Origin of the sequence: Cytophaga hutchinsonii ATCC 33406 (genome assembly GCF_000014145.1) — a bacterium.
Classification (GTDB): Bacteria; Bacteroidota; Bacteroidia; order Cytophagales; family Cytophagaceae; genus Cytophaga; species Cytophaga hutchinsonii.
Genome location: NC_008255.1, coordinates 4,204,646 through 4,219,921 on the forward strand (window position 1 = coordinate 4,204,646; position 15,276 = coordinate 4,219,921).

8 protein-coding genes are annotated in these 15,276 nt (G+C 43.5%); 7 read left to right on the top strand and 1 reads right to left on the bottom strand.

The window, feature by feature from the left end; all coding sequences use genetic code 11:
- Nucleotides 1-122: 122 nt before the first annotated feature.
- Nucleotides 123-779 carry a YiiX family permuted papain-like enzyme gene (locus CHU_RS17705; RefSeq protein WP_011586985.1) on the top strand — a complete coding sequence of 219 codons (657 nt, stop codon included), beginning with the start codon at nucleotides 123-125 and terminating at the stop codon, nucleotides 777-779.
- Between the two features lie 58 nt (nucleotides 780-837).
- Here the strand turns inward: CHU_RS17705 and CHU_RS17710 are convergent, their stop codons facing one another.
- The gene (locus tag CHU_RS17710; RefSeq protein ID WP_011586986.1) at nucleotides 838-1,257 is read right to left on the bottom strand and encodes a nucleoside-diphosphate kinase; all 420 of its coding nucleotides are present in this window, start codon (nucleotides 1,255-1,257) and stop codon (nucleotides 838-840) included.
- 150 nt (nucleotides 1,258-1,407) lie between these two features.
- Here CHU_RS17710 and CHU_RS17715 point away from each other — a divergent pair, with 150 nt between their 5' ends.
- The 6 genes from CHU_RS17715 to CHU_RS17740 all read left to right on the top strand — a co-directional run bounded on the left by CHU_RS17715 (nucleotide 1,408) and on the right by CHU_RS17740 (nucleotide 15,137).
- Nucleotides 1,408-2,448, top strand: a complete 1,041-nt coding sequence (locus CHU_RS17715; RefSeq protein ID WP_011586987.1) for a DHH family phosphoesterase — start codon at nucleotides 1,408-1,410, stop codon at nucleotides 2,446-2,448.
- A complete protein-coding gene (locus tag CHU_RS17720; RefSeq protein ID WP_011586988.1) occupies nucleotides 2,442-3,329 on the top strand; it encodes an FKBP-type peptidyl-prolyl cis-trans isomerase in 888 nt (295 codons plus the stop codon). The genes CHU_RS17715 and CHU_RS17720 overlap by 7 nt, the downstream gene beginning before the upstream one ends.
- A gap of 8 nt (nucleotides 3,330-3,337) precedes the next feature.
- Complete coding sequence (locus CHU_RS17725; RefSeq protein ID WP_011586989.1) at nucleotides 3,338-4,255, top strand: FKBP-type peptidyl-prolyl cis-trans isomerase; 918 nt, start codon at nucleotides 3,338-3,340, stop codon at nucleotides 4,253-4,255.
- Nucleotides 4,256-4,267: 12 nt separating this feature from the next.
- On the top strand, nucleotides 4,268-5,161 hold the full coding sequence (locus tag CHU_RS17730) for an FKBP-type peptidyl-prolyl cis-trans isomerase (RefSeq protein WP_011586990.1): 894 nt from the start codon (nucleotides 4,268-4,270) through the stop codon (nucleotides 5,159-5,161).
- Nucleotides 5,162-5,346: 185 nt separating this feature from the next.
- The gene (locus CHU_RS17735; RefSeq protein WP_011586991.1) at nucleotides 5,347-7,563 is read left to right on the top strand and encodes a helix-turn-helix domain-containing protein; all 2,217 of its coding nucleotides are present in this window, start codon (nucleotides 5,347-5,349) and stop codon (nucleotides 7,561-7,563) included.
- Between the two features lie 410 nt (nucleotides 7,564-7,973).
- Nucleotides 7,974-15,137 carry a T9SS C-terminal target domain-containing protein gene (locus CHU_RS17740; protein WP_041932486.1) on the top strand — a complete coding sequence of 2,388 codons (7,164 nt, stop codon included), beginning with the start codon at nucleotides 7,974-7,976 and terminating at the stop codon, nucleotides 15,135-15,137.
- The last annotated feature ends 139 nt before the right edge of the window (nucleotides 15,138-15,276 follow it).

The following is a 15,276-nucleotide window of genomic DNA, read 5'->3' on the forward strand; positions in this document are numbered from 1 at the left end:
TTTAACCAATAAGCCTTCGCCAGCCTCGTAACAGGATTCGGCGAAGGCTTATTTTTTTATGCTTATAAATAAATACGATTTGCTTTCTCCTAACGTTTAAGAAACATAAAAGAAGCTATCTTATGAAAAAAATCCTTTTTCCTATCCTTGTGCTGTTGGTATGTTTAACGGCCAGCGCACTATATCTACAGAATAAACAACAACACTTTTCCATTAAAGCACAAAATATTGTTTCAGATTACCTGGAAGGGGATATTATATTTCAATCCTCTCAATCCAATCAGTGCAAAGCAGTAAAGCTTGCAACACATTCTGAATACAGCCATGTAGGTATGATTACCTTCGTTGACAAGAAGCCTTATGTACTGGAAGCTGTTGAACCCGTTCGTCTAACCGATCTGGAGACATGGAAAGCACACGGCACAGGCGGTCATTATACGGTTATGCGTTTAAAGAACAGAAGCACAGAAATACTGGATACAGAAATACCGGCTGCTCAGGCACTGGGTAAAAAAATGCTTGGCACACATTATGATTTGTATTTTAACTGGAGCGATGAGCAATTGTATTGTTCTGAACTTGTATGGAAAATATATCAGCGCGGGTATAACGTGGAATTGTGTTCACTTAAAAAAATGAAAGAATTTGATTTGACATCCCCCGAGGTAAAGGCAATTATGAAACAGCGATACGGCAACAAGCCGCCGCTGGAAGAAGATGTGGTAGCACCTTCAGATTTATCACATTCAGCATTATTGTATGAAGTTGAGAAAAAATAAAAAGCCAAGCGCCTGAGAAGAATTTACCCGGGCGCTTGGCTTTATAAAATTTTTTGAATTAAAATTTCTCTAATGCACTGAAAAAGAAACTTCCTTCAATCTGCGCATTTTCATCCGAATCAGAACCGTGCACGGCATTACGTTCCAGAGATTTTGCAAACAACTTGCGTATAGTACCCGCATCTGCATTGGCAGGATTTGTTGCACCAATAAGTTTTCTGAAATCTTCAACAGCATTTTCTTTCTCTAAAATAAGAGCTATTATCGGGCTTTCAGACATGATTGATTTCAGGCTGTCATAAAAAGGTTTACCTGTATGCACAGCATAAAATTCCCCTGCACGTTCAGCACTTAAATACGTTAACTTAATCGCAACAATTCTAAACCCTGCGCCTTCAATCATTTTTAAAATACTACCACTATGCCCGTCTTTTACGGCATCGGGTTTGATCATTGAAAATGTTCTATTACCTCCCATACAGCTACTAATTTATTTATACGAACAAAAATAGATAAATACTTGATATTCCATACGCTAAATTATTAAAATGAATATCAAACAGGTTGTTTTTTCTACTATTTCTTTTGACCTTTGCCCATCTCTGCAATTAACCGGGATAAATACCAGATGCAGCAACAGCTGATTGAATTAAAGCCGCTCTTAGATTCTCCTAAGAAAATTGTTATAACCACCCATCACAAGCCGGATGCCGATGCATTAGGATCTTCGTTGGCATTGGCCCGTTTTTTAAAAAAATTAAAGCACGAGGTTCAGGTTATAGTACCTTCAGATTATCCGTCTTTTTTAGACTGGATGTCAGGGAATGACAGTGTCTGGATTTACAATGAGGGGAAAGAAGAGCAATCAGCGCTGTACATTGAAGCAGCCGACATTATTTTTTGTCTGGATTTTAATGCACTTGGCCGCATAAATGAACTGGGCGCACTCGTTGGGAAATCTCCTGCAATAAAAGTATTGGTAGATCACCATCTCGAACCACAGGATTTTGCTGACATTTCAATTTCAGACATAAAAGCAGCAGCTACAGGGGTTTTAATTTATGAATTGATTATTGGCCTGAATGGAAGAGACCTTATGGATACCTACATAGCTGAATGTATCTATGCAGGTATCATGACAGATACAGGATCATTCCGCCATTCAAATACAGATAAAAAAGTTCACCAGATCATTGCAGACCTATATAGCTGGAATCTTGATTCCTCGCGTGTGCATCGATTAATATTTGATACCAATTCAGAAGAACGTCTGAGATTGCTTGGCTTTTGTTTATCAGAAAAACTAGTTGTATTGGCAGATTGCTATACAGCGTTTATGTATTTAAGTGCAGAAGAATTAAAACGTTTTGATGCACGCACCGGCGATACAGAAGGCCTTGTAAATTATGCTTTATCCATTGACAAGGTAGTGCTTGCAGCCATGATTATCGAGCGAGAAGATGGCGTAAAAATATCCTTCCGCTCCAAAGGTGATTTTAATGTGAATGAATTTGCCCGTACTCATTTTGAAGGAGGTGGCCACAAAAATGCTTCAGGAGGAAGATCGCTTAAATCTTTGTCTGAAACAGTGCGCAACTTCCGTGAAATAGTATCCACTTATAAAGAAGAATTACTCGAAAATCTACGTAAAGAAAAATTTCTATGTTAAAGAAAAGTTTATCCCTGTTAGCGGGAGCAGTAATGTTAGCAAGCATCACGTCATGCAACAAGTTTGAAAAAACAGAAAGCGGTTTAGAATACAAAATCTTAAAAGATTCTTCAGGTGAAGATTATCCTGAAAAAGGAGGCTTTATTACATTTTGGTTTGAAATTCAAAACGATAAAGATTCAACGCTTGATACTCAATTTAAAGACCCGAATCCGGTAGGAATTCCAACACCGGATGTTGCGCACAAACCTAGCATTGAAGAAGGTTTTATGTTGCTTACAGAGGGTGATAGTGCCGTATTTTTACTGAATGCAGATTCATTATATGCAAACACGTTTCACCAAAAATTACCTGCGCACATAAAATCAGGAAGCAATGTGAAAATGGTTGTTCGCATGGGCAAAGTATATTCTAAATCTTTTGTTGATTCAGTAATGGCAGTTCAGGAACAACAGATGGCAAACCAAATGCTTGCTGAAACGGAAGTTTACAAAAAGGATAGTCTTGCTATTCAGAATTACTTAACAAAAAATAAACTTAAAGGCCAGCCAACTATTGGCGGTGTGTACGTTGTTAAGCTGAAGCAAAATAATGCTACAGATCTGTTCATTGCTCCGGGTGATTCAATTGAAACATCTTATGTAGGTAAATTATTAATTGAAGGAACAGAATTTGATAAATCACGTGATGGTCAGCCATTCAAATTTACTGTAGGTATGGGCCAGGTAATTAAAGGCTGGGACGAAGGATTTCAAAAGCTAAAGCGTGGTGAAAAAGCATTGTTGTTAATTCCTTCACGTTTAGCGTATGGTTCAAGAGGTGCTCAAGGTGCAATTCCTCCAAATTCTCCATTGCTTTTTGAAGTTGAAGTAAAAAAATAACACAATAGATGAACCGTATATCTATTTTTCTTTTTTTATTCTGTGCATGTATACTTAATGTATATGCACAGAATAAAAAAACACCAGCTACAGGCAAAGCCGAACCCAGCTATCTAAAAACCGCAAGCGGTTTAGAATATAAAATAATTAAAGAAGGCCCGGGAAACCAGCGGCCCGAACAAGGAGGTTATATTTCTTTTTGGTTTCAGCTCCAAACGCTTCAGGACTCAATCATTGACAGTCAGTTTGGCGATCCGAATCCCGTAGGAATTCCTACCCAGGAGGCTTTGCACAAACCCGGCATTGAAGAAGGGTTTCTGTTACTGACAGAAGGAGACAGCGCTGTTTTTTTATTGAATGCAGATTCATTGTATATAAATTCATTTCATCAGAAAAGACCGGATTACCTGAAGCCACAAAGCAAGGTTAAAATGATTGTAAAAATGGGCACTGTCTATTCAAAACAATTTGTTGATTCAGTAATGGCGCAGCAAAAAATTGCGATGGCCGAGCAGTCGAAAGGTGAAACAGATGTTTATACGAAGGATAGCATTGCCATTCAAAACTATTTGAAACAAAACCATCTATCCGGAGTGGCAACACCCGGTGGTGCATATGTAGTCATATTAGAAAAAAGCACATTCAGCAAAGCAGATCTTAAAGCCGGCGAAGACGTACAGACAACCTACATCGGAAGCTTATTAAGCAACGGTTCTGTATTTGATAAGTCTGCCCCGGGCGATTATTTTAAATTCCGTTTAGGTTCCGGACAAGTTATTCAAGGCTGGGATCAAGGCTTCCTAAAATTAAAACACGGCGACAAGGCACTGATTTTAATTCCTTCCCGTTTAGCTTATGGTACCAGAGGTGCCGGAGGAAGTATTCCGCCGAATGCACCATTGGTATTTGAAGTTCAGGTAAAATAAATTAAAACACCAATGAATAAAGTATACATCATTCTGGGTTTTTGTTTTCTAAGCATATCTGTTTTTGCTCAGAAAAAACAAAAGACTCCAAGCAAGGCATCTCTATTTCATGAAAAGGATGTAGCCTATACACCCTCAGGTTTGGCATACAAATACAGACTTGATGTGCCGGGTAAAACCGGGGCAGTAGGTGATGTTGTAAAACTGCATTTTGTATTGCGTAACAGTAAAGATTCAATTCTGCGCAGTACCATAGAGGAAGACAGGATGGTTATTACAACCATTCAAAAACCAAGGTATGCAGCATCCTTTGAAGAAGGTCTGGGAATGCTTTCTAAAGGAGACAGTTGTGCATTCTGGATTTCAGCAGATTCACTTTTTAAAAAAGGTATTGGTGCTGAAATGCCGCCCTTTATTGAAAAAGGAAGCTTCCTTCGTTTTGAAGTAAAGATGTATGACGTATTAACAATGGCAGAATATGTTGAGGAACAAGAAATTATGGCAAAAAAAGTAAAAGCAGATGAAGATGCGGCATTAGCATCATACATCAAAACAAATAATATTCCGGCTGTGTTAGACACGGCAACAGGTGTATATTACCAGGTGGTTCAGGCAGGCACAGGTGCTAAACCTAAAAAAGGAAACAAAGTAATTGTTCATTATACCGGGCATTTATTAAACGGAGAAATTTTTGACAGTTCACTCGATCGGGGAGATCCGTTTGATTTTATCATCGGACAAGGCCGCGTAATTGAAGGCTGGGATGAAGGTATTCCATTGATGCGAAAAGGAGAAAAAGGAATTTTATACATTCCATCCTATCGCGGTTATGGAGAGCAGCGTGCCGGAAGCATTCCCCCTAATTCTACATTGATATTTGAAGTTGAATTGCTGGATATAAAGTAGTAATAAGTACCTGGTAGAGAGTATTTAGTACAAAAGAATACGTAAGGGATTCTGTAAATAAGCAGAATCCCTTATTTTTTAACAATTGAAACAATTTTTAGAGAAAATTTTATACTGAATACTGAGTACTGAGTACTCTGTACTTTTTCATTATCTTTACATTTTCACTCCGGCAAAAAATATTTATGAATCCCACGATCGAACAAACAGACATTAATGTGCCGTTTGAAATGGCATGTCAATTTGTTGCCCATACAGCGAAATCTGTTTTTGTAACAGGTAAAGCAGGTACGGGAAAAACTACTTTTTTAAAACAGCTTAGGGAGCATACACCAAAAAAACTTGCCGTTGCTGCACCAACCGGTGTTGCGGCTATCCATGCAGGTGGTGTAACGTTACATTCTCTTTTTCAATTGCCGTTTAAACCATTTTTGCCTACAGTTTCCAACGCGTTATTTCAGCAGGAACAGAATTTCTGTGATCAGAAAACACTTTTTACAACAACGCATTTAAGTGCTGCTAAAATCGATGTGATAAAAGAACTGGAAGTACTGATTATTGATGAAGTTTCAATGGTCCGTGCAGATTTGCTGGATGCAATAGATACTATATTAAGACATTACCGGGGAAATGAAAGTCCGTTTGGTGGTTTACAAATGGTTTTCATTGGGGATCTCTATCAGCTGCCGCCGGTAGTTAGAAATGAAGAATGGAGCGTGATGCAGCTGTATTACGATAGTCCGTTTTTTTTCGAGGCACACGCGCTTCGTGCTTTAAATCCGCTGGTGATTGAACTGCAAAAAACATATCGTCAGAAAGATGGTTTATTTCTGGATATTTTAAACAGAATCCGTGTAAATGGGGTACATCCAACAGATTTAGACCATTTAAATACCTATTATAAACCAACTTTTCGCCCATCTCCCGGAGAAGCTTATATTACCTTAACAACGCATAACGACAAAGCCGAAACAATTAATAAGCATCAGCTTAATCAATTAAAAACGGAAGAAAGAAAGTACAAAGCATTTGTAACCGGAGATTTTAACGAAAGAAGTTATCCGGTTGAATTGCAGCTGCAGCTGAAGGTGAATGCACAGGTGATGTTTATTAAAAATGACAAAGGAGATAACCGGAAATTTTATAATGGCATGCTTGCGGTAGTTACCGAACTTGCAGATGAATACATTATGGTTAAACCTGTTTCCGGAGCCGATGTAATGAAAGTTGAACGGGAAACCTGGAAAAACATACGCTATCAGGCAAACAAAGAGCAGGATAAAATTGAAGAGGAAGAACTTGGTTCGTTTGTTCAGTTTCCATTGCGCTTGGCCTGGGCAATTACCATTCATAAAAGCCAGGGTTTAACCTTTGACCGCGCCATTGTAGATGCAGGAGATTCCTTTGCAGCCGGTCAGGTATATGTGGCGTTGAGTAGATTAACTTCTACAAAAGAACTCGTGCTGTATTCTAAAATTTCGACCCACAGCATCCGTGTAGATGAGCGGATCTTAAAATATCTGGAAGTTACACATCCGGTAAATGAATTAGAAGGGTATCTGAAAGTACAGCAACAGAAGTTTTTAGCCCAGTCACTTAAAAAAGCATTCCAGTTTGATGATCTGGTACATGAAAGTTATGAGCAGTATATCTATGCAGGAGAGCGGCAAATTCCAGAGCAGCAGATGGCTGTTGATTGTCTGAAGGCTGTTCACACATGCCTGGCAGATTTACACAAAGTAGGGCTTAAGTTTATCGGAGAACTGGAGCGCATTCTTCCAGCAGTTGAAAAACAAGGCTATGAACATTTGCATCAGCGTGTAAGCAGTGCATCAGCCTATTTTGACAGTAGATTAACACTTGAATGCATCACACCTCTCTGGGAACACATAACATTCATGATTCCTAAGAAGAAGACAAAAAAGTATGTAAAGGAAGTACAATTGATGCTGCAGCAGATTAAACGTCAAAAAGCTACGGTAGAACAGGCCAAACACTATGCAGAAGGATTATTAGCCGGAACCGATGTAAAAGAGTTGTTGAAAAAGGGTAAACCAAAGCTTGACGAAGAAATAGTAGAAATTGTAAAAGAAAAGCCTAAAAAAGGAGAAAGTCACCGCATTAGTCTGGATATGTTTCTGGCAGGCAAAACGATTCAGCAAATTGCAGATGAACGGAATTACGCCGTTACAACAATTGAAGGGCATTTATGCTCCTTTTTAAAGACAGGAGAAGTAATAATAAGCCAGTTAGTAGATCGTGATACACAAGAGAAAATAACAGCGATAATTGATGAAATTGGTCCGTTATCTTCAAAAACAATTAAAGAAAGACTGGATGAGTCAATTACATATGGACAAATAAAGGCTGTTTTGGAAATATATAACAGCCCTTCCCGCTAAAATGAGTTTTTCATAATTAATATAGGTGAAACTTGTTTTCAAAAACAACTGTAAATTTAAAAATCTATCTCAGCCGCCAACGAAAACCATAAAAAAAGGTTGCATTTTTATAAAATATTGAAAATTAAATGATTAATTGAAAAAATAATTTTTTTTAGTATTTTTTGATGTATAAATAGTAAAAAAAAGGGTGATTTGGCCTGTTACCTTTTAGTTAAGCAAGAGTATATATGTACAGAAATCACTAATAAGATTCATAATATGTTCATAAAGAGGGGAAAATAATTTCTAACTTTTTTTATGCACATGTGATAATCCGTAAAAATTAGTGTAATTTCGTGGTTAAATACTATACAGACAAATGCTTTAAGTTATTTTGTTTGTATAAAATTTCAAAACGGACATATTATATGATGTTAAAATCTACAAAAGGGCGTAACTGGTTGCTGTCAATTGGCTGCATGCTTACTTCATTTTTTGCTGTTGCGCAAAAGGATTTGGTTATTTCCGGAGGAAATAACGTATCCAGTTTTGTTTGTGAAAACAAAACGGCTTTTGTTTGGGGGAGCAATGTTGCAGGCCAATTAGGACTTTTTGATGCATCAGGCAATCCTATAACAGCCACTCCAATTACTTCACCTACAGCAATTACAAAATTTAATGGGCTTGCCTCTGCACCTGACGTTAAGCAGATAAACTCTGGTTCAGGCTCTCACTTTGTTGCATTAACTTGTGGTGGCGACGTTTGGGCATGGGGAGTAAATGGAAGAGGACAAATTGGAACAGGAACTACCGGAGGTGTAGTAACCATCCCAACAAGGGTTCTTGCCAATACATCTGTTAATGCTACAAACAGGGGGCCCGGTGATATATTAATAAATGCTTCGGTAGTTTATTCCGGTACGGTAAACTCATTTGCTATTTTGCAGGATGGAAGACTTGTTTCCTGGGGAGGAAATTCCGGAACAGATGAGTCGGATGGCGCACCTTTAGCTCAGGCAGGTCAGTTAGGTCAGGGCACTGTTACAGATGTTAACAGAGCTAATTATGTATTAACTGCGGCTGGAGTTCCGCTTGAAGGTGTTATTCAGATTTTTGCTGGTGACAACGTTGCATATGCGCTGGCAGATCCGGATGGAGATGGGATAGGTACTGTGTATTCATGGGGATTTGGCCAAAAAGGAATGTTGGGAAGAAATGCCGCAGGAACAGCAAATCCTCTTGCCGGTACTACAGTACAAAGCAGTTTTGCAAGACCTGTTTACTATGCAAATGGTACACCAATGAACAATATTCAGCAATTACAGGCAGGTGACGTTTTTGGTATTGCTTTAGATGTAAATAATTATGTTTGGACATGGGGAAATGGTTATTGGAACAACTCTACAGGTAATGCCCCTACAAATACCACTTCTGAACCGCGCAGAGTTATTGCGGGTGGAACAACAGGTGCAAGTAATGATGGCACGTATTTATTAGCTAAGGCAATTGGCGGCGGTCAGGGTTTTGGCATGGCTGTAACGATTGATGGCAAACCGGTTGCCTGGGGCGGAGGCGGTTGTACAGATGGAGGTGCTATTGGTAATGGTACATTAACCGGCTCTACTACAGGTCCTCAATACATTAAATATGGTCCTGGAGCCACAGCTATTCACAGCAATGTTACGTTAATCAACAGAGGCGATACATGGGGCTTTTATGGCACCGCAGACAACAATTTATATGCCTGGGGATGTAATGCTGTAGGTCAGCTGGGAATTGGAAATACAACCAGTCAGGCTTATGCAACGTTAATTACTCCACCTACAGGCTGTAGTGTAAGAGATCCTGCACCAACAGTTAATTTAACTCCCGGTGATACAAAAGTTTGTCCGACATTCTCCTTGGTTTTGAATTCAGGTTTTGTTCCCAATACAGGTCTTGGAGCAAGTTACAGAATTACCTGGTATAGAGGTGCTGTAACGCCAGGCAATATCGTTAAGCAGGGATTGACCTCTGTTGCTGCGAACTTAACTTATACAGCAACAGTAGCCGGAACATATACGGTAGTTGTAACATATATTGGCACAAAAGCAGGTTGTAATGTATATGAAGATGCTACTGACGATGTGGTAATTTCAGTTATTCCTACACCAACAGTAATTAAAAAAACGTTTTGTGGTAATGTAGGTACGGTACAACTGACACCAGACCCTTCAGATCCGGCATCCGTAAAATACAACTTTTATGCAACCGCTTCAAGTACTCCTGTTATAGGAACAACTACAGGTTCTGCAGAAGGAACACTGGATCTTACAGGGATTGCAGCTGATGGCTCTGGCAATAAAACAGTTTATTACAGCAAGTCTTCAGATGGCGGTGGATTGGTATATAGAAGAACTCAAGCGTGTGATCCTACATTTCAGCAAACAAATTTTGACCAGGGAAACATAGGCAGATTTAGTCAGGAGTATACGGCCGCAAAACCCGTAACGGTTACTGGCGTCTCTTTTAATTTACAATATAAGTTTGAAAACACACTGAATGTTGCAGGAACAATGACATTCAGCATTGTAGGTTCAAAATTTACTACTAACGGAACGGGAGGATATATTCCGGACAACACCATTGTTTATGGAACACTAACTAAAACTTTCACGGGAACTTCAACTACTACCAACACAACTGTGTTTAAAAGAGACTCAGCAGTTGGAAGTGTAGCTGTACCGGCAGGAAGATTTTTTATTGTACCGACATCTCTGGTAAGAACTTCTACCGGCGACGGCCAATTTGGATTGGGAATGGGAAATTGTACGCAATCATTTCCTATTGTTGATAATTTTGACGGATTAACAGTTTCCAGAACAGGTTCTGTTAAAGACGGCACTCCAAATGCTACTGATCCTGGATTTACCTATGATGTAAAATTCCAGTTACCTGCTATACCATGTCCACGTATTGCAGTAGTATTAACACCAAACTGTCCCTGCACCAAACCGTCCGCGGTAACGATCACGACCCCGTCTACGGGTACTGTAACGCTTTGTCAGGGTACGGCTCAGAATCTAATCGGCAGTGCAACAGTAACAGCTGCTGCACAGAACACCAACTTTACGTATTCGTGGATCAAGGTTTTACCCACCCCTGTAACCACCCCGGTTGCAGCAACGGTAATTGCGCTTCCGGCCAATACACCTACGTCTACCCCGGCATTTGCCTTAACGGGCGCGCTAACGGATGCGGGTACCTATACCTTACGTGTAGAGGATGGCAACACAGGGAATGCATCCTGTTATACAGAGGCCAGCGTAGTGGTAGTCGTGAACGCTACAACAGTTGCGGGTTCCATAGCCGCAGCGCAGACGATCTGTACGGGCGGCGACCCGGTAGCCTTTACCAGCGTAGCAGCTACCGGCGGCAACGGGACAACATATTCGTATGTATGGGAAAAATCGATCAACGGAGCAGCGTATGCCGATATCACACCTGCAGTTACTACAGCTACTTTTGATGAAGGCGTATTAACCAATGCAGGGACAACAGCCATGACGGTTGACTACCGCCGTAAAGTTACCTCGGGGGCCTGTCCGCAGGTCACCACAGCCGCTATCCGTATCACGGTTAACCCAGCCATTGTTGCGGGCATAGTTGCGGCCGACCAGACGATCTGTTCAGGCGGGGATCCGGCAGCCTTTACGGTAACGGCGGCCCCGACAGGAGGCACAGGCACGTATACCTACCAGTGGCAGAGCGCTTCAGCCCTTGCAGGTACGTATACCAATATTTCCTCAGCAACAGGAGCCACCTACGATGTTCCATCGGGCTTAACAGCAACCACGTATTACAGAAGAGTAGATGCCTCAGGCACCTGTACAACAGTCAACACCAATGTTATCACTGTCACGGTTCAGCCGGCTTTGGTAGCAGGTTCCATAGCATCGGCCCAGACCATCTGTACAGGCGGCGACCCGGTAGCCTTTACCAGCGTAGCAGCTACCGGCGGCAACGGGACAACATATTCGTATGTATGGGAAAAATCCATCAACGGGGCAGCGTATGCCGATATTACTCCAGCCGTAAGCACAGCGACCTTTGATGAAGGCGTATTAACCAATACAGGTACAACCGCTATGACCGTAGACTACCGCCGTAAAGTTACCTCGGGAATGTGTTCTCAGGTGACCACCGCAGCGGTACGTATCACAGTTACTCCGGCCATTGTTGCCGGCGCTATAGCCACCGATCAGGCGATCTGTTCAGGCGGTGACCCGGCAGCCTTTACAGTTCCAACGGCAGCATCGGGCGGTACAGGCACCTTTACCTACCAGTGGGAATCCTCGGTTTCACCGTTCACAACCTGGACAGCAATATCCACATCAGGCACAGGCTCTACCTATGATGCCCCATCAGGCTTAACAGCGACAACCCACTACAGAAGAGTTGTCTCATCAGGTACATGCACTGCAGCCAACACCAACGAAGTGATTGTTACCGTAACACCGACTGTTGCGCCAGGGGTAACAATCTCCACGCCATCAACGACAATCTGTGCGGGCACAAGCGTAACGTTTACCGCTACGCCAACCAACGCAGGTACGCCTCCGACTTATCAGTGGTACAAAGGAGCAGTAGGCTCAGGTACGGCGATAGGTTCAGCAACAGGCTCCACCTATACAACCAGTTCGGTAGCCAACAACGACAGCTATTATGTTGTTGTAACCAGTACGGCAACCTGCCCGAGCCCTGCCACAGCAAGCTCCACAGCGATAGTAATGACTGTAACCACGGTTGTAACCCCTGCGGTAAGCATTACAGCAGCACCAGCCGGTACGATCTGCGCCGGCACAAGCGTAACCTTTACAGCGAGTCCGGGCAACGGAGGTACCGCGCCGACCTATGAGTGGTTTATAAAAAAGACCACAGATGCGGCCCCTGTAAGCCAGGGGGCAGCGAGCTCTGCAGCAGGATCCGATGAGTTCACGCGTTCCAACCTTGGAAACGGCGATGAAGTAAGCGTTCGTATGGTAAGTAACTCCGGCTGCGTAGTTGCTCCGGGTATAGCCAATTCGAATGTGATCACGATGACAGTTACACCGATCCCTGCCCCGTCGGTATCGTTATCAGCCAACAAGAGCACGTTATGTCCATCCGAGACCATTATTTATACAGCCGTTCCGACAGCAGGGGGTGCCGCACCTACCTATGTATGGAAAAATAACGGCACAGTCATTACAGGCCAGTCGGGCTCAACGCTGACAACCACAGGTACAGCGATCGGCACACCAAACTCCATTACGGTAGAAATGGTAAGCAATGCGCCATGCGCGCCTGCAACCCCGGCCGTCTCCACACCGGTAGCCGTAACGGTTACCCCTGTACCGACCTTATCGGTAAGCATCGCAGCAGATAAGACCACGATCTGTTCAGGTAATGCGGTTCAGTTTACCGCTAGCGCAACGGGTTCAGGCTCCACACCAGCGCCAACCTATGAGTGGTTCATCGGAGCGGCAGGTTCAGAAACCAGCCAGGGAGCAGGTTCCACCACGGCGAACCCGTACAGCACAACATCGTTAACGACCACAGCAGCGTTAAGCCCTCAGACCTACAGCATTTATGTAAGAGCGACCAGCAATGCAACCTGCGCGAGCACCACTCCGGCACAGTCCGCAGCGGTCACTGTTACGGTAAATGCCGGAGTTGGCGCGGGAACAATCACAACAACGTTATTAACGATCTGCAACAACACCGTTCCCGGTGCGATTACTGAAGCAAGCGCTGCCAGCGGAGGCACTTCCCCGACCTATACGTGGGAAGAATCCATTGACAACGGGGCCTGGGGCCCTGCCACAGGCACTGTAAGCGGTACGGGCTTTACACCGAGCGGCGCCAAAACAGGCACCAAAGTATCCTACAGAAGAATTGTAACCTATACAAGCATCCCGGCTCCATGCAACACAGCCATGAGCAACATTATCGACATCACGGTTAACCCTGCTTTAGTGGCCGGCGTTATCCAGGATGATCAGATAATCTGTTCAGGATTGGTTCCGGCAGCGCTTACCCAGGTAAGCGCGCCAACAGGCGGTACAGGCAGCTATACCTACCAGTGGCAGAGCAGCAGCACAGGCACAGCCGGTTCGTTCAGCAATATTGGCGGAGCCACCACATCTGGCTATGCACCGGGCGCATTAACGGCAACCACCTACTACCAGCGCGTGGAAACGTCCGGCACATGCGGGAGTGTCACCGGCAATATGGTAACCATCACCGTATCGACCCCCGAAGTAGTAACAGCCCAGATCAACGATCCGGGTCAGGTATGCGAGGGTTCAGTGCCGATGGTGTTTACGGCCACCACAACGGGATCCGGTACCTTAACGTATGCCTGGACACTTGACGGAGCACCGGTAGGCACCAACAGCAGTACATACAGCTATAACCCAACCACAGCATCCGATGCAGGCAAAAAAGTAAAAGTAGTTGTAACGACCTCAATCGGCTGTAATGCCGGTCCTGGTATCTCCAATGAAGTAGCCCTGAATATTGTTGTATCAAGCATGCCTTCGGTAAGCATCACGGGAGCGCCTGCGGTACAGTGTTCCGGTTTACCGGTCCGCTTTACGGTAAGCAATACCACAGCCGGTGGCAACAATCCGACCTACCAGTGGTTCATCGAATCACAGGCAGGTGTAGCCACCGCAGTAAGCGGGGCAACCAATACAAGCTTTACCAGCACAGGCTTAACTGCCGGGGATAAGGTGTATGTGGAACTTACTTCCAATCTTGGCTGCGCACTGGGTACCAACCCGCACGCTTCCAATAAGATCGCACCAGCGATCCTTGCTACACCGGCTCCGGTGATCAATGAGACACCGCTTCCGATCTGCAGCCCGGAAGGGTTTGAGTTCACCGCCACAGTAGGAAGTGCAACGCCTCCAAATACGCTGCAGTGGTATAAGGATGGCGTAGCGATAAGCGGAGCAACCACAAGCATCTACAAAGCCTTTGAAAGCGGACTTTATTCGATAGAGGAGAGCAATGCAGCATGCGGCACGATCTCCACGGAAGTACCGCTTACCGTAATCCAGACGCCGGTAGCCAATGCGGGTTCAGATATCACGGTAAAAGAAGGAGAGCAGGTAACGCTGAACGGCAGCGGGGGAGTAATCTACAGCTGGAGCCCGGATACGGGTCTGGATGATGCCAGTTCAGCCAATCCGAAGTTAACAGCCGATAAGACAATCATGTATATCTTAACGGTTCGTGACGCCACAGGCCAGTGCCATGATGATGATGAAGTAATGGTGTTTGTGGAGCGTCCGATCAAGGTACCCAATGTAATAACAGTAAACGGTGATGGAGTGAACGATACCTGGGAGATTGAGAACATCGAGAGCTTCCCCAATGCCGAGTTCCTGATCTACAACCGCTGGGGGAACCTGGTGTGGAAGAGCACAGGGTATCCCAAGGAGTGGGATGCGACCAACTTCCGCAACGGGGAAGTATTGCCCGACGGTACCTACTTCTACATCATCGACCTGCACAGTACCATCTATACAGAAGCATACACCGGGTATATACAGGTAGTGAAATAAAGAATAACAGAATAAATAAAAAACAATAGAATAATAATAATAACCGGTAAAAGGCATTAAGCAGAGAAATCAATCCTGCAGTCTGCAGTGCTGATAGTGCTGATATTCTTTTACCGGTTTTGATAGAGAGAGAAAAAAC